The sequence below is a fragment of the Stenotrophomonas sp. STEN087 genome (assembly GCF_056759115.1).
Genome location: NZ_JBRRCR010000044.1, coordinates 19238 through 33166, shown reverse-complemented (window position 1 = coordinate 33166; position 13929 = coordinate 19238). Strand labels below are relative to the sequence as shown.

The 13929-nt window shown below is 68.6% G+C and carries 15 protein-coding genes; 9 read left to right on the top strand and 6 right to left on the bottom strand.

Going from position 1 to position 13929, the window contains the following annotated elements; all coding sequences use genetic code 11:
- The first annotated feature begins 187 nt into the window (after positions 1-187).
- On the top strand, positions 188-2569 hold the full coding sequence (pbpC, locus tag ACVOK1_RS12865; RefSeq protein WP_481562288.1) for a penicillin-binding protein 1C: 2382 nt from the start codon (positions 188-190) through the stop codon (positions 2567-2569).
- Between the two features lie 45 nt (positions 2570-2614).
- Here the strand turns inward: pbpC and ACVOK1_RS12860 are convergent, their stop codons facing one another.
- Together ACVOK1_RS12860 and ACVOK1_RS12855 are read right to left on the bottom strand one after the other, a co-directional pair.
- Positions 2615-3214, bottom strand: a complete 600-nt coding sequence (locus tag ACVOK1_RS12860; protein ID WP_481562287.1) for a ferritin-like domain-containing protein — start codon at positions 3212-3214, stop codon at positions 2615-2617.
- 29 nt (positions 3215-3243) lie between these two features.
- A complete protein-coding gene (locus tag ACVOK1_RS12855) occupies positions 3244-3726 on the bottom strand; it encodes a peroxiredoxin (RefSeq protein WP_200752295.1) in 483 nt (160 codons plus the stop codon).
- Between the two features lie 226 nt (positions 3727-3952).
- On the opposite strand from ACVOK1_RS12855, the gene ACVOK1_RS12850 reads away from it, so the two are divergent.
- Positions 3953-4846 (top strand): DnaJ C-terminal domain-containing protein, encoded by an 894-nt coding sequence (locus ACVOK1_RS12850; RefSeq protein WP_164074729.1) that lies wholly within the window; start codon positions 3953-3955, stop codon positions 4844-4846.
- A 106-nt stretch (positions 4847-4952) separates the two neighbouring features.
- On the opposite strand, the gene pilH is transcribed toward ACVOK1_RS12850, so the two are convergent.
- Both pilH and ACVOK1_RS12840 read right to left on the bottom strand, forming a co-directional pair.
- Positions 4953-5324 carry a twitching motility response regulator PilH gene (gene pilH, locus ACVOK1_RS12845; protein ID WP_005410644.1) on the bottom strand — a complete coding sequence of 124 codons (372 nt, stop codon included), beginning with the start codon at positions 5322-5324 and terminating at the stop codon, positions 4953-4955.
- A gap of 88 nt (positions 5325-5412) precedes the next feature.
- Positions 5413-6408, bottom strand: a complete 996-nt coding sequence (locus tag ACVOK1_RS12840; RefSeq protein ID WP_481562286.1) for a YhdH/YhfP family quinone oxidoreductase — start codon at positions 6406-6408, stop codon at positions 5413-5415.
- A gap of 151 nt (positions 6409-6559) precedes the next feature.
- Between ACVOK1_RS12840 and hflK the strand changes: the two genes are divergently transcribed.
- From hflK to ACVOK1_RS12805, 7 genes are all read left to right on the top strand, one after another.
- The gene (hflK, locus tag ACVOK1_RS12835) at positions 6560-7693 is read left to right on the top strand and encodes an FtsH protease activity modulator HflK (RefSeq protein WP_200752293.1); all 1134 of its coding nucleotides are present in this window, start codon (positions 6560-6562) and stop codon (positions 7691-7693) included.
- Complete coding sequence (hflC, locus tag ACVOK1_RS12830) at positions 7690-8553, top strand: protease modulator HflC (RefSeq protein WP_164074732.1); 864 nt, start codon at positions 7690-7692, stop codon at positions 8551-8553. The genes hflK and hflC overlap by 4 nt, the downstream gene beginning before the upstream one ends.
- 69 nt (positions 8554-8622) lie before the next feature.
- Positions 8623-8808, top strand: coding sequence for a DUF2065 domain-containing protein (locus ACVOK1_RS12825; RefSeq protein WP_079222788.1), 186 nt, complete (start codon positions 8623-8625; stop codon positions 8806-8808).
- Positions 8809-9098: 290 nt separating this feature from the next.
- A complete protein-coding gene (locus ACVOK1_RS12820) occupies positions 9099-10391 on the top strand; it encodes an adenylosuccinate synthase (protein WP_108769628.1) in 1293 nt (430 codons plus the stop codon).
- Positions 10392-10514: 123 nt separating this feature from the next.
- A complete protein-coding gene (locus ACVOK1_RS12815) occupies positions 10515-11159 on the top strand; it encodes a hypothetical protein (RefSeq protein WP_481562285.1) in 645 nt (214 codons plus the stop codon).
- A 63-nt stretch (positions 11160-11222) separates the two neighbouring features.
- Positions 11223-11876 carry a nucleotidyltransferase domain-containing protein gene (locus ACVOK1_RS12810; RefSeq protein WP_481562284.1) on the top strand — a complete coding sequence of 218 codons (654 nt, stop codon included), beginning with the start codon at positions 11223-11225 and terminating at the stop codon, positions 11874-11876.
- Positions 11839-12246: a hypothetical protein gene (locus tag ACVOK1_RS12805; RefSeq protein ID WP_481562283.1), complete on the top strand. Its 408-nt coding sequence runs from the start codon at positions 11839-11841 to the stop codon at positions 12244-12246. Before ACVOK1_RS12810 ends, ACVOK1_RS12805 begins: the two co-directional genes overlap by 38 nt.
- 20 nt (positions 12247-12266) lie before the next feature.
- Here ACVOK1_RS12805 and ACVOK1_RS12800 read toward each other — a convergent pair whose 3' ends face one another.
- Complete coding sequence (locus ACVOK1_RS12800; protein WP_481562282.1) at positions 12267-12908, bottom strand: M23 family metallopeptidase; 642 nt, start codon at positions 12906-12908, stop codon at positions 12267-12269.
- Between the two features lie 4 nt (positions 12909-12912).
- The gene (locus ACVOK1_RS12795; RefSeq protein ID WP_481562281.1) at positions 12913-13869 is read right to left on the bottom strand and encodes a L,D-transpeptidase family protein; all 957 of its coding nucleotides are present in this window, start codon (positions 13867-13869) and stop codon (positions 12913-12915) included.
- Positions 13870-13929 lie beyond the last annotated feature (60 nt).

Sequence of the window (13929 nt, the reverse complement as noted above, 5' to 3'; positions counted from 1 at the left end):
CCCCACCCCCCCCCCCCGCGGGGGCCGCCCCCCCCCCCCCCCCCCCCCCCCCCCCCCCCGCCCCCCCGCGGGCCGCGGGCCCCCCCCCCCGGCCCCCCCCCCCCCGGCGGCCCCCCCCCGCCCCCCCCCCCGGCCCCCGCCCCGCGCGCCCCGCCCCCCGCGGTAACCTGCAATCCGGCACGCTGCAATGAAGAACGACGGGACGACCCGGCGGGCGGCCCTGCGCCGCCGGCTGCAGCCGCTGTGGCCCTGGCTGCGCTGGGGCACGGCGGCGCTGCTGGTCCTGCTGCTGGTCCTGGATTTCGCGTTCCCGCCGCCGCTGCCGAAGCAGCGCGATACCAGCACCCTGGTGGTGGCCGCTGATGGCAGCCCGCTGCGCGCCTTCGCCGATTCCGAAGGCGTGTGGCGCTACCCGGCCTCGGCCGACAGCGTCTCGCCGCTGTACCTGCAGGCGCTGCTGACCTACGAAGACCGCTGGTTCTGGCAACACCCCGGCATCAACCCGCTGGCGATCCTGCGTGCCAGCGGCCAGCTGCTGCGCGGCGGCCGCATCGTGTCGGGCGGTTCGACCCTGACCATGCAGGTCGCGCGTATCCTCGATCCGCATTCGCGCACGCCGTGGGGCAAGCTCAAGCAGATGCTGCGCGCGGTGCAGCTGGAAGTGCACCTGTCGAAGGCGCAGATCCTGGCGCTGTATCTGGAACGCGCGCCCTACGGCGGCACGATCGAGGGCGTGGAAGCGGCGAGCTGGGCCTACCTGGGCAGGCCGGCCAACCAGCTGTCGCATGCCGAAGCCGCGCTGCTGGCCGTGCTGCCGCAGGCACCCAGCCGGCTGCGCCCGGACCGCCATCCCGAAGCGGCGCAGAAGGCGCGCGACAAGGTGCTGGCGCGCATGGCCGAGCTCGGCGTGTGGACGCAGGAAGAGGTGGAGGACGCGCGCATCGAGAACGTGGTCGCACGCTCGCTGCGCCCGCCGATGCATGCGGCGCTGCTGGCGCAGCGGCTGCATTCGGCGCATCCGGGCCAGGCGCGCATCCAGAGCAGCATCGACCTGGACCTGCAGCGCACGCTGGAAGAGCGCGTGGCCAGCTATTTCTCCACGCTGCCCGAGCGCACCTCGGCCGCCCTGCTGGTGGTCGACAACCAGACCCTGCAGGCCCGTGCCTACGTCGGCACGCTGGCCTTCGGTGACCGCCAGCGCCTGGGCCACGTCGACATGGTGCAGGCCTGGCGCTCACCCGGCTCCACGCTCAAGCCCTTCCTGTATGCGATGGCGCTGGACGATGGCCTGATCCATTCGGAAAGCCTGCTGGTGGATGCGCCGCAGAGTTTCGGCAGCTATCGGCCGGGCAACTTCGATGAGGCCTTCAATGGGCCGGTCGGTGCATCGAGCGCGCTGCGCCTGTCGCTGAACGTGCCGGCGGTGGACCTGCTGCAGCGGGTGGGCTCGGCGCGTTTCGCCGCGCGTCTCTCGCACGCGGGCATCCAGCTTCGCTTCCCACCGGGCAGTTCGCCGAACCTGTCACTGATCCTCGGCGGCACCGGCGCGCGCCTGGAAGACCTGGTCGGCGCCTTCGCCGCGCTCAACCGCAACGGCATCGCCGGGCGCGTGCGCTACACGGACGACGAGCCGATGATCGAGCGGCGCCTGGCCTCGCCCGGGGCCAGCTGGATCGTGCGCGAGATGCTCGAATCCAATCCGCGCCCGGGCTATGGCGTGGGCACCTTCGATGTCGGCGGCCGCCCCCGCGTGGCCTGGAAGACCGGCACCAGCTATGGCTACCGCGACGCGTGGGCGATCGGCAGCACGCGCCACTACACGGTGGGCGTGTGGGTGGGGCGGCCCGATGGCACGCCGCTGCCGGGGCAGTACGGTGCGGTCACCGCGTTGCCGCTGATGTTCGAGGTGGTCGACAGCCTGCCGCGCCAGCCCGGCGATGCCGCGGCCGCGCCGATGCCGGCCAGCGTCAGCCGCGCCGACGTGTGCTGGCCCACCGGCGGACTGGCCGAATCGCTGCCGGCCGCGTTGTGCCAGCGGCGCATGCCGGCCTGGTTGCTGGACGGTGGCGTGCCGCCGACCTTCCCCGAACGCGAGGCCCGCCGTTGGCAGCCGGGCCGCCAGCGTTACATGGCCGATGCGCGTACCGGCCAGCGGCTGTCCGCCGACTGCAGCGCGCCGCACACGGAAGTCGAGCGCGAGATCGCGCGCTGGCCGGCGCTGCTGTCACCGTGGCTGCCCAAGGCCACGCGCGATGCCTCGCAGCTGCCGCCGCTGGCAGCGGACTGCCGCGACGATGGCCGCGAAGCGAGCGTGGCCCTGCACGTGGATGGTCTGAATGATGGCGCGGCGTTGGCGCGGGCACCCAACGCCGAGCACGGCGTGCGCCTGCAGCTGCGCGCGCTGGGCAGCGAACAGGCGGTGGACTGGTTGCTGGATGGTCGCTGGATCGCCCGCACCCAGGGCGCGCAGCTGATGCAGCGCGAATTCGCCGATCCCGGCGCGCATACGTTGACCGCACTGGCCACCGATGGCGCGTGGACGCAGGTGCGATTCACCGTCATCCGTTGACGCCGGGCATGGCCCGGCGCTACCCGTGCGACCGCATCTACCGAATCATTTCCCGATCCACCCATCCAGCAGGTCGGCGAACTCATCGGCATGCTCCTCCTCCTGCGCCAGGATCTGCTCCAGGATGCGCTTGGTGGTGGTGTCACGGTCGCCGATGAAGTTGATCATCTCGCGGTAGCTGTCGATGGCGATGCGCTCGGCCACCAGGTTCTCGCGCACCATGTCGCGCAGGTCGCTGCCTTCCTTGTACTCGGCATGCGAGCGTGCGGTCAGCGTGTCCGGATTGAAGTCCGGTTCGCCGCCCAGCTGCACGATGCGCTCGGCCAGCTTGCCGGCGTGCGCCTGTTCCTGCTGCGCGTGTTCGAGGAACTCAGCCTTGACCGCGTCGGCCAGCATGCCCTTGGCCATGAAGTAATGGCGGTAGTACCGCAGCACGCACACATACTCGGTGGCCAGCGCATCGTTGAGCAGCTTGATTACCGCCTCGCGGTCGGCGCTGTAGCTGTCGGTGATCGCACCGTCCTCGATGTTGCGTCGCGCGCGCTCGCGCAGGGTTTTGCGGTCGCTGATGCCGGGCACCTGGGGGCTGGGCTTGGTGCCGGGCTTGGCGGCGGACTTGCTGGCTTTGGCTGGCTTGTTGGACATGGCTGGCCGGTTCCTCTTGCAGTGGGGTGTCAGGTGGGAAGGTGCTCCAGCACGTAGTCGGCCGAGGACACCTCGAACTGGCCGTGCGCCTCGATCCAGGCGGCGCGGACCACGCCGTCGTCGACGTACAGGGCGAAGCGACGCGAACGGATGCCCATGCCCGAGGCGCTGGCATCCAGCTCCAGGCCCAGTGCACGGGTCAGTTCGGCATTGCCGTCGGACAGCATCAGCAGGCCTTCGGGCACGTGCTGGTCGGCGGCCCAGGCTTTCATCACGAACGGATCGTTGACCGCCATGCAGTACACGTCGATGCCACGCTGGCGGAAGGCCGCGAACTTCTCCACGAAGCCGGGCAGGTGACGGGCGGAGCAGGTCGGAGTGAAGGCGCCGGGCACGGCGAACAGGACCACCCTGCGCCCGTCGAACAGGGCATGGGTGTCCAGCGTTTCGATGCCCTCGCGGATGCGCTTGAGGGTTACTTCCGGAATACGGTCGCCGACATGGATCGTCATGGGAACTCCTTGCTGGTGGCAGGCTAGTGGGGCTGATGGGACGGAGGCGTCAAGACATTGGAAACCCGGTGTGCACGCCCCATCCTGGGGCCGGGCGGTGGCAGCCGCATTGCGCTGGATCAGTCGGCGTCACCGGCGCCGTACGGGCAGCGGCGTAGCATGCCGGCGCGTAGAATGAACCCGGGGCGGCGCCACCGGCGCGGCCGAAGCAGATCGAGGTAGCTGGATGGAATTCAAGGATTACTACGCCACCCTGGGGGTGGAACCGAGTGCGGGCGAGGCCGAGATCAAGACCGCCTACCGCCGGCTGGCGCGCAAGTACCACCCGGACGTGAGCAAGGAGGCTGGCGCCGAGGACAAGTTCAAGGCGGTCAACGAAGCCTACGAGGCGCTGCGCGATCCGGAAAAGCGCGCGGCCTATGACCAGCTGCGCGCGCAGGGCTACCGCCCGGGCGAGGAATTCAACGTGCCGCCGAACTACGGCGGTGCCGGTGGCTTCAATTTCGAGGAAGTGTTCGGCGGCGGCGGTGCCGGCGGCGGCTTCAGCGATTTCTTCGAGAGCCTGTTCGCGCGTCAGCGTGGCGGCCAGGGCGCCGGCCCCGGCCCGGGCTTCAGCAGCCACGGCCAGGCGCCCAACCGCGATACCCGGGCCAAGCTGTCGGTGCCGCTGGAAGCGGCCTACGGCGGCGACAGCCTGCGCATCACCGTCAACGGCAAGCAGCTGGACGTGCGCGTGCCCAAGGGCATCCGCCCGGGCCAGGTGATCCGCCTGTCAGGGCAGGGCACCCATGGCGGCAACCTGCTGCTGGAAGTGGAATACGCCGCCCACCCTCAGTTCGAGGTCGATGGCCGCAACATCCTCTATACGCTGCCGGTGACCCCGTGGCAGGCCGCGCTGGGCACCAGCATCAGCGTGCCGACCCTGGGCGGTGCGGTGGAACTGAAGATCCCGGCCGATTCCGATGCCGGCCGCAAGCTGCGCCTGCGCGGTCGCGGCCTGCCGGGCAACCCGGATGGCGACCAGATCGTGGAGCTGGAGATCGTGGCCCCGGCGGCGACCGATGAGGCACAGAAGAAGGCGTACCGGAACCTGGCAAAGGCCTTTGGCGAAACCATTTGAAGGTAGTGCCGGCCGCTGGCCGGCGGTTTTGACATGTAGAGTCGAGCCATGCTCGACTGCCGCAACCAACAGCAGTCGAGCATGGCTCGACTCTACAAAAGCCGTCTCAGCCCTGGCCGGCGAACACGCGCTCCAGCACCTCGGACAGTTCGTCTTCCGAGAACGGCTTGGTGATGTAGGCCTTGGCGCCCTGGCGCATGCCCCACATGCGGTCGGTGTCCTGGTCCTTGGTGGTCACCAGGATCACCGGAATATGCCGGGTCGCCTCGTCGCGGGCGAGCGTGCGGGTGGCCTGGAAACCATTGAGGTTGGGCATCACCACGTCCATCAGCACCAGGTCGGGCAGTTCGGCCTTGGCTGTTTCCACCCCGGCCGCGCCATCGGTGGCGGTCAGGATCTGGTGCCCGAGTTTCTCGACGATGCGCTGTATCCCCAACAGCTGCGACGGTGAGTCGTCGACGATCAGAATGCGTGCCATGTTGTTCCCCGTGTCATGCCCGCAGTGTAGTGCGGGCACATTGCGGGTGGGAACACGGCAGCTGCCGTCCGTCGCCTGCCTGCGACGTTCAGTCGATCCGCACCACCGTGCGGCCGAGCGAGCCACCGGCCAGCATCCGTTCGAACACGCCCGGCAGGTCCGTCAGGCCGACTTCGGCCGTGCAGATCCGGTCCAGGTGCTGCGGCTTCCACATGCCGCCCAGTCGCGCCCACACCGCTTCGCGCAGGTCGCGCGGCGCGCTGGCCGAAGAAACGCCCAGCAGCGACACGCCACGCAGGATGTACGGCATCACCGTCATGTCCAGTTTCGGACTGGCGGCCAGGCCGGCACTGACCACGCTGCCATAGGGCACGGTCTGCGCCAGCAGGCTGGCCAGCATCGATCCACCGGCATTGTCCAGGCCACCGCCGAAGCGGGCAGACTGCAGCGGCGCGGTATCGGCCAGTGCCTCGCGCGGCAGCACCTCGGCGGCGCCGATGTCGTGCAGGAAGGCGGCCTGCTCCGGCTTGCCGCTGATCGCATGCACGTCGTAACCGGCACGGCTGAAGATGTCCACGGCCAGCGCGCCGACCCCGCCGGTGGCGCCGGTCACCGCCAGCGGGCCGTGCCCCGGGGTCAACCGGTTGTCCTGCAGGCGCAGCAGGGCGAGGGCGGCAGTGAAGCCGGCCGTGCCCAGCACCATCGCTTCGCGCGGGCTCAGGCCGGCAGGCTGGGCGATGACCGCGCGCGATTCCAGCCGCACGTACTGGCTGTAGCCGCCGTCACGGGTCTCGCTGAGCCCGCAGCCGGTGGCCAGCACCGCGTCGCCCTCGCGCCAGGCCGGGTCGCTGGAGGCGACCACGGTGCCGGCCACGTCGATGCCACCGACCAGCGGGAAGCGCCGCAGGATCTTGCCCTTGCCGGTGCCGGCCAGGGCGTCCTTGTAGTTGACCGAGGACCAGTGGGCGCGGATCAGCACCTGGCCGGGGCTGAGGTCATCCACGCCCAGCTGGACCAGGCCGCTGCGGTAGCCGGCATCGTCGTTTTCGATCCGGAAGGCGGTGAACGGGGTGGTGGGGGCCATCGGCGCTGCCTGACTTCGAGGAAAACGCCACCTTACCCGGTCATGGCCCTTTCAAACCTGCCAGTCCGCCCCATCTTGTATGATCGGTGAAGATTCACGGCTGGCGCCGCGGGAAGGGCCCGCGCCGCAGCCCAATATTGATGGAGCGTGCATGGCCTGGAATACACCCGGCGGCAACAAGGGCGGACAAGGCCCCGAGGACAATCGACGCGGGCCGTTCGGGTCGCGTGGCGGTGGCAATGGCGGTGGCTGGGGCGGTCTGCCCGGGCCGCTGAAGGACCTGTTCGATGGCGGCATCCTGCGTTGGGTGGCGGCGGCGGTGGTGTTGCTGGTGCTGTTCTCCAGCTTCCAGCTGATCGGCGAACAGCAGCGAGGCGTCGTGCTGCGCTTTGGCCAGTTCTCGCGGATCCTGACCCCGGGCCCGAACTTCAAGCTGCCGTGGCCGATCGAGTCGGTCACCAAGGTCAATGCCACCGAGATCAAGACCTTCTCGATCCAGGTGCCGGTGCTGACCCGCGACGAGAACATCGTCAACGTCTCGCTCAACGTGCAGTACCGCATCGATGATCCGCAGCAGTACCTGTTTGGTACCGTCGATGCCGACCAGGTGCTGGAACAGTCCGCGCAGAGCGCGGTGCGTGAGGAAGTCGGTCGTGCCGACCTCAATTCGGTGCTGAACAACCGTGGCCCGCTGGCCGTGGCCGCCGAGGAGCGCCTGCAGGCGCTGCTGGGTGCGTTCAAGACCGGCCTCACCGTGACCGGCCTGACCCTGCAGGACGCCCGTCCGCCGGAGGAGGTCAAGCCGGCCTTCGACGAGGTCAACGGTGCCCAGCAGGTCAAGGAACGCCTGATCAACGAAGCCCAGGCCTACGCCGCCAAGGTCGTGCCGGAAGCCCGAGGCCAGGCCTCGCGTGCCCGTACCACCGCCGAAGGCTACAAGCAGGCCGTGGTGTCCAAGGCCGAGGGTGACGCACAGCGCTTCAGCCTGCTGCAGGCCCAGTACAAGGACGCCCCGGAAGTGACCCGCAAGCGCCTGTGGCTGGAAACCGTCCAGCAGGTGCTGAGCGAGAACCGCAAGGTGATCGGTGGCGATGGTCGCCAGCTGATCTACGTGCCGATGACCGGCGACACCCGTCCGGGCGCCTCGGCCCCGGCCCCGGTGCCGAATCCGGATGTGGTGATGCCGTCGCTGCCGGGTACCGCAACCGAAGTTTCCCGTGACCCGGGCCGGCCGGTGGCCCGCCCGACCGGGCGTCCGAGCGGCCGTGAGGAGGGCAGCCGATGAGAAGTTCTATCTGGATCGCCGTCGTCGTGGCGGCCCTGCTGGCCCTGCTGGGTTCGGTCTACGTGGTCCGCGAGGACCAGACCGCCATGGTCCTGAACCTGGGCAAGGTGGTGCGTTCGGACATCAAGCCGGGCCTGCACTTCAAGGTGCCGGTGGTGGAAACCGTTCGCGTGTTCGACCGCCGCTTCCAGGTGCTGGACACGGCACCGGCGCGTTACTTCACCGCCGAGCAGAAGGACGTCAGCGTCGACTTCTTCGCCGTGGGCTACATCTCCAACGTGGGCGACTACTTCCGTGCCACCGGTGGTGACCCGCGCGTGGCCAATGCCCGCCTGGCGCCGATCATCACCGACTCGCTGCGCAACCAGATCAACTCGCGCACCCTGCAGCAGCTGGTATCCGGCGACCGCAGCGAGCTGATCGCCGAGCAGCTGAAGGGCATCAACGAAGCGGTGTCCGGGCTGGGCATGCAGATGATCGACCTGCGCATCAAGCAGGTCGACCTGCCCACCGACAGCCAGGTGATCAACGACGTGTACGAGCGCATGCGCGCACAGCGCAAGCAGGAAGCTGCCAAGCTGCGCGCCGAGGGCGAGGAGCAGTCGCTGACCATCCGCGCCCAGGCCGACCGTGACAGCACCGTGCTGATCGCCGAAGCCGAGCGCGATGCCCAGCGCCTGCGCGGTGAAGGCGATGCCGATGCGGCCCGCATCTACGGCAAGGCCGGCTCGGCCGACCCGTCGTTCTATGCGTTCTACCGCAGCCTGGAGGCCTACCGTGGCTCCATGACCGACGGCAACGGCGTGATCGTCCTGGACAAGAACGACCCGTTCCTGCAGTACCTCAAGAACGACCGCTGAGTCGTTCGGCAAGATCCCACGGGGCCCGGCCAGATGCCGGGCCCCGTGTTTTTTCCGGAGTCCCCCCGCATGAAAGATCTGTTCGCGGCCGTCTGCCTGGTGGCCGTGCTCGAAGGCCTGCTGCTGTTCGTCGCCCCGCTGGCCTGGAAGCGCATGGCCGAGCGCCTGCTGGACCTGCCCAGCCCGGCCCTGCGCAGCTTCGGCGGCCTGGTCCTGCTGGCCGGCCTGAGCCTGCTGTGGTGGGCCCGGCACTGAAAGGGCAGGGGTCGGATCCGTTTCCGCAGGAAACGGCTCTGACCCCGGTTTGCGGGAAGGCGAGGCGCCTGACCGGCCGGTAAAGCCGTCCGTCGGAAAGGTGGCACCCGACCCCGGAAACCCGGATAATGCACAAAAGCCGGACGGGCCTCCCCGTTCGGCTTTTTCCGTGTCTGGGCCTTCCATCGCCGGCCGCTCCCCGTTTGGAGCCGCCATCCAGGTGCTGGCCAGCCCCGCCACGGTTTACCCGTCCGCGGCCCCGATGGCCGCAACAAATCGAGGAGCCCGTCATGGGTCAGTCTGTCGTAGTGTTGGGTGCCCAGTGGGGCGATGAAGGCAAGGGCAAGATCGTCGATCTGCTCACCGAGGAAATCGGCGCCGTGGTGCGCTTCCAGGGCGGCCACAATGCCGGCCACACCCTGGTCATCAATGGCAAGAAGACCGTCCTGCACCTGATCCCGTCGGGCATCCTGCGTGACGATGCGCTGTGCCTGATCGGCAACGGCGTGGTCATCTCGCCGGCCGCGCTGCAGAAGGAAATCGCCGAACTGGAAGCCTCCGGCGTCGAAGTGCGTTCGCGCCTGAAGATCTCCCCGGCCGCGCCGCTGATCATGCCGTACCACATCGCCCTGGACCAGGCGCGCGAACGCGCTGCCGGCGGCAAGGCGATCGGCACCACCGGTCGCGGCATCGGCCCGGCCTACGAAGACAAGGTGGCGCGTCGCGGCATCCGCATCGCCGACCTGCATTACCCCAAGCAGCTGGAAGAGCTGCTGCGCACGGCGCTGGACTACCACAACTTCGTGCTGACCAAGTATCTGAACACCGATGCGGTCGATTTCCAGAAGACCTTCGACGAGGCCCTGGCCTTCGGCGAATACGTGCAGCCGATGAAGTCCGACGTGGCCGGCATCCTGCACGACCTGCGCAAGCAGGGTAAGCGCGTGCTGTTCGAAGGCGCGCAGGGCGCCCTGCTGGACATCGACCACGGCACCTACCCGTACGTCACCAGCTCCAACACCACCGTCGGTGGCGCGCTGGCCGGTTCCGGCGTCGGCGCCGATTCGATCGACTACGTGCTGGGCATCGCCAAGGCCTACGCGACCCGCGTCGGCGGCGGCCCGTTCCCGACCGAGCTGGACGATGAAATCGGCCAGGGCATCCGTGACCGCGGCGCCGAGTACGGTGCTTCGACCGGTCGCCCGCGCCGCTGCGGCTGGATGGACATCGTCGCGCTGAAGCGCGCCGTGGCCATCAACGGCATCAGCGGCCTGTGCATCACCAAGCTGGACGTGCTGGACGGCATGGAAAAGCTGAAGGTCTGCATCGCCTACGAATACAACGGCAAGCGCACCGAGTACGCGCCGCTGGACGCGCAGGGCTGGGAAGACTGCACCCCGGTGTACCTGGAGTTCCCGGGCTGGAGCGAGAACACCCACGGCATCACCAACTGGGACGAGCTGCCGCCGGCCGCACGTGCCTACCTGCGTTCGCTGGAAGAGCTGGCCGGTTGCCCGATCAGCATCGTTTCCACCGGCCCGGACCGCGACCACACCATGGTCCTGCAGGATCCGTTCGCCTGAGGTAGCGCCGGGCCATGCCCGGCGCAGGTGACAGGAAAAGCCCCGCACATGCGGGGCTTTTTCGTTTTCGGTACTGTGGCGGCACAGCCGGCAGGGACGCACAGCGATGACGGAGACTTCGGCATGAAGGGCGAGACCGTGGCACGGGTGACCCTGTGGCTGCTGTGGAGCCTGTGGACGCTGGCCTGCATCGTGCTGGTGCTGGGCGCGCTCGCCAATTACCTGGCCTCGCGCACGCAGACCCTGCCGCTGGTGCTGCAGCCGGGCGCGACCGCCGAGATCACGGTCTACCGCTTCATCAACGACCCGCTGCGACTGCGCCTGCGTTATGCAGATGACGGCACCGATCCGGCCATCGATCCAGAAGTACGGCTGCGCGCGCAAACCCCGACCGATCAAACCGAGTTCCTCGCGAAGTCGCGCTCGGGCGCACCCGAAGCGGAAACCACCCGCGCACTGGAATCGGTCGAGCGGGACCGGTTCGCCGCCTCGTACTTCGGCTACGGCCGCGGTGATGCACTGCCACGTGGGCGGTCCTCGCTGCGGCTGACCGTGCTGGAGGTCGACCCGGCGCTGGCCGGCCGTGCGGCCTCGGTGGACCTGCTGCCGCCGATGGACGTCCTGAAGCTGACCGACCTGGACTACCTGTGGCTGTGGCCGTTCTTCTTCTGGCAGCCGGTGGCGCTGCTGCTGCTGATTGCCGGTGGCGGACTGGCGACGGCCAGCATCGCGCTGCGGCGGTGGCAACGCCGTCCTCGGGCGCGGTAGCGCCGGGCCACGCCCGGCGGGGTGGGGCAGGTCACTTGCAAAATGCCCAATATGGGTACAATAATGCCCAATATGGGTATTCAAGCTGCCAATGCGTCTCCCACCGGCCCCATCGGGCTGGCCGACGCGCTGTTCACCCAGACCCAGCAACGGGTGCTGGCCCTGCTGTTCGGGCAGGATCGTCGTGACTTCAGTATTTCCGAGCTGATCAGCGGCAGCGGTGCCGGCTCTGGCGCCGTGCAGCGCGAAGTGGCCAAGCTGGTCGCAAGCGGCCTGGTCGAGCAACGCAGGGTCGGCAACCAGAAGCGCTATCGCGCGTTTGCCGGCTCGCCCATCCATGCCGAGCTGGTGGCGCTGGTGCACAAGACCATCGGTCTGGCGCAGCCGCTGCGCGAGGCGTTGCAACCGTTGCAGGACCAGATTGCACTGGCCTTCGTCTTCGGTTCGGTGGCCAAGCGCACGGACAGCGCGCACAGCGACATCGATCTGATGCTGGTCTCCGATACGCTGGGCTATGCTGAGTTGATGGCCGTCCTCGATCCCCTTGAAGATCGCCTCGGACGGCCGGTGAACCCGACGCTGTACACGCATGACGAACTGCATGATCGCCTGCGCAAGGGCAATGCCTTTTTGCAGCGTGTTCTCGAACAACCCAAGGTGTGGGTGATTGGAGGAAAGGATGACCTCGCCATTGCAGAATCTGGTCGGGGCGGGTAAACCGCTCACCGCCGAACCGCCCGATCCGCGCGAGATCAAAGGCCTGCAGCGCTCGGGCCTCGCGCGGCTGCGTGACGCACGCAATGCCACGTTGTCGCTGGAAAGCCGCTTCGACCTTGCCTACAACGCCGCGCACGCCTTGAGCCTGGCCGCACTTCGCGCGCAGGGGTTCCGGCCCAGCAACCGCTACATCGTGTTCCAGTCGCTCAAGCACACGCTGGGCATTGGTCCGGAGGTGTGGCGCGTGCTCGACAAGTGCCACCAGCAGCACAACATCGCCGAGTACGAGGGCGAACTCGATGTCAGTGGCCGCCTGGTGGAAGACCTGATCACGGCCTGTGATGCGGTGCGTGTTGCCTCAGGCCTCTGAGCGAAGCGGGTGCCAACGCGTCAGCGCCCCGCCTGCAGCAACGGATACGGGTTGATCGATTCGCCCTTCCACCATTGCTTCTCCGGCCCCAGCACATGTACCTCGAAATGCAGGTGCGGGGCATCGGCGCTGGCGTTGCCGGTGCTGCCGACGTAGCCGATCACTTCACCGCGCTTGATCGCCTGCTTTTCCGCCAGGCCATCGGCATAGCGCTGCAGGTGGGCGTAGTAGTAGCACCAGCGTCCGCTGGGCTCGAACTGGTAGATCGTCAGTCCGCCGCGCTCGCTGTCGAACAGTTTTTCCACCGTGCCGTCGGCCACCGCCAGCACCGGCGTACCGGCGTCGGCCATGATGTCGATGGCATCGTGCACGCGGCCCTCGCTGCGTGCATCGGTGAAGGTATCGCGCAGCTGCGAGGGCAGGATGCCCTGTACCGGCAGCAGCAGACCGGTTGGCGCATCGGTGGCGCTGGACGGCGGCACGGCCGTGGGCACCGGGGCGTCCACGCGCGGCGTTGCTGCCGCAGCCGGCGGCGCCGCGGCCACCGCGGGTTGCGCTGCAGGCAGGGCAACCGCCACCGGCTCACCCGCATCGCGGCGCAGCCACCAGCCGGCACCCAGCCCCAGCAGCACGCCCAGTACGATCAGCTGCGAAAGACGCATCGCCTCACTCCTGCATCACGACGGGTACCGAGGTATCCACGGCATCGGCCACGCGCAGCGCATCCCAGTTGGTCATGCGCACGCAGCCATGTGATTCGGTCTTGCCGACATGGCCGGGCTCGGGCGTGCCGTGCAGGCCGTAATGCGGCTTGGACAGGTCGATCCAGACCCGGCCCACGGGATTGTTCGGGCCCGGCGGCAGCGTGGCCTTTTTCTCGCCCTTGCGCGCATCCCAGAACAGCTTCGGGTTGTAGTGGAAGGGCGGGTCGCGGTACACGCCGAGGATCTTCCATTCACCGATCGGCAGCGGATCATGCTGGCTGCCCGACGATACCGGCACCTGCGCGATCACCTTGCCCGCTGCATCGAGCAGCTGCAGGGTGGAATCGGATTTGTCGACCACCACCTTGGCCGCCTTCGGCAGCGGTGCCGGCGCAATGTTCGGCACCTGGATGCGGCTGCCGACCTTGCCCAGGTCGACGCCGGGGTTGAGCGCCTTCAGCAGCTCGGGCGAGGCATGAAAGCGCTCGCCGAGAGATTCTTCCACGCTGCCGTAGCCCAGCGCCTTCAGCTTGGCCTGTGCGGCGGGACCCTTCGGCACCGGCTGGAACGGACCGGCCACGTCCTCGGCGGTCAGCGTGTAACTGGCCAGCGGTGCATTGGCATCGGCCTGCAGTGCCTTCCAGGTGGCATCGTCCAGCTCGCCGGTCACGGTCAGCCCGTGCGCGGCCTGGAAGCCGGACACCGCGCGGCGCTGGTTGCTGCCCACTTCGCCATCGATCTGGCCGGGCGAGAAATTGGCGCGGTCCAGCAGCACCTGCGCGTGCAACGGCGAGCGTGCGGCGATGTCCGGTCCGGCGCGTTCGGCGATGGGCGCGGGCAGGTCGGCTGGCGGGGCCTGCGCGAATGCAGGGGAAACCAGCAGCGACAGCGCAAGCACGGCAACGCGGGGTGAAAGCATGGGAAGCTCCTGCAGAACGTGCCCCCACCATGCCTGCACCCCGCGACCAGCCCGCGTGAA

What these genes read in the sequence shown, in the direction of transcription:
- pilH (WP_005410644.1), bottom strand. Translation starts at nt 5,324, where the DNA reads ATGGCACGCATTCTGATCGTCGACGACTCACCGTCGCAGCTGTTGGGG.
- hflK (WP_200752293.1), top strand. Translation starts at nt 6,560, where the DNA reads ATGGCCTGGAATACACCCGGCGGCAACAAGGGCGGACAAGGCCCCGAG.
- ACVOK1_RS12840 (WP_481562286.1), bottom strand. Translation starts at nt 6,408, where the DNA reads ATGGCCCCCACCACCCCGTTCACCGCCTTCCGGATCGAAAACGACGAT.
- ACVOK1_RS12825 (WP_079222788.1), top strand. Translation starts at nt 8,623, where the DNA reads ATGAAAGATCTGTTCGCGGCCGTCTGCCTGGTGGCCGTGCTCGAAGGC.
- hflC (WP_164074732.1), top strand. Translation starts at nt 7,690, where the DNA reads ATGAGAAGTTCTATCTGGATCGCCGTCGTCGTGGCGGCCCTGCTGGCC.
- ACVOK1_RS12805 (WP_481562283.1), top strand. Translation starts at nt 11,839, where the DNA reads ATGACCTCGCCATTGCAGAATCTGGTCGGGGCGGGTAAACCGCTCACC.
- pbpC (WP_481562288.1), top strand. Translation starts at nt 188, where the DNA reads ATGAAGAACGACGGGACGACCCGGCGGGCGGCCCTGCGCCGCCGGCTG.
- ACVOK1_RS12850 (WP_164074729.1), top strand. Translation starts at nt 3,953, where the DNA reads ATGGAATTCAAGGATTACTACGCCACCCTGGGGGTGGAACCGAGTGCG.
- ACVOK1_RS12820 (WP_108769628.1), top strand. Translation starts at nt 9,099, where the DNA reads ATGGGTCAGTCTGTCGTAGTGTTGGGTGCCCAGTGGGGCGATGAAGGC.
- ACVOK1_RS12800 (WP_481562282.1), bottom strand. Translation starts at nt 12,908, where the DNA reads ATGCGTCTTTCGCAGCTGATCGTACTGGGCGTGCTGCTGGGGCTGGGT.
- ACVOK1_RS12860 (WP_481562287.1), bottom strand. Translation starts at nt 3,214, where the DNA reads ATGTCCAACAAGCCAGCCAAAGCCAGCAAGTCCGCCGCCAAGCCCGGC.
- ACVOK1_RS12795 (WP_481562281.1), bottom strand. Translation starts at nt 13,869, where the DNA reads ATGCTTTCACCCCGCGTTGCCGTGCTTGCGCTGTCGCTGCTGGTTTCC.
- ACVOK1_RS12855 (WP_200752295.1), bottom strand. Translation starts at nt 3,726, where the DNA reads ATGACGATCCATGTCGGCGACCGTATTCCGGAAGTAACCCTCAAGCGC.
- ACVOK1_RS12815 (WP_481562285.1), top strand. Translation starts at nt 10,515, where the DNA reads ATGAAGGGCGAGACCGTGGCACGGGTGACCCTGTGGCTGCTGTGGAGC.
- ACVOK1_RS12810 (WP_481562284.1), top strand. Translation starts at nt 11,223, where the DNA reads ATGCCCAATATGGGTATTCAAGCTGCCAATGCGTCTCCCACCGGCCCC.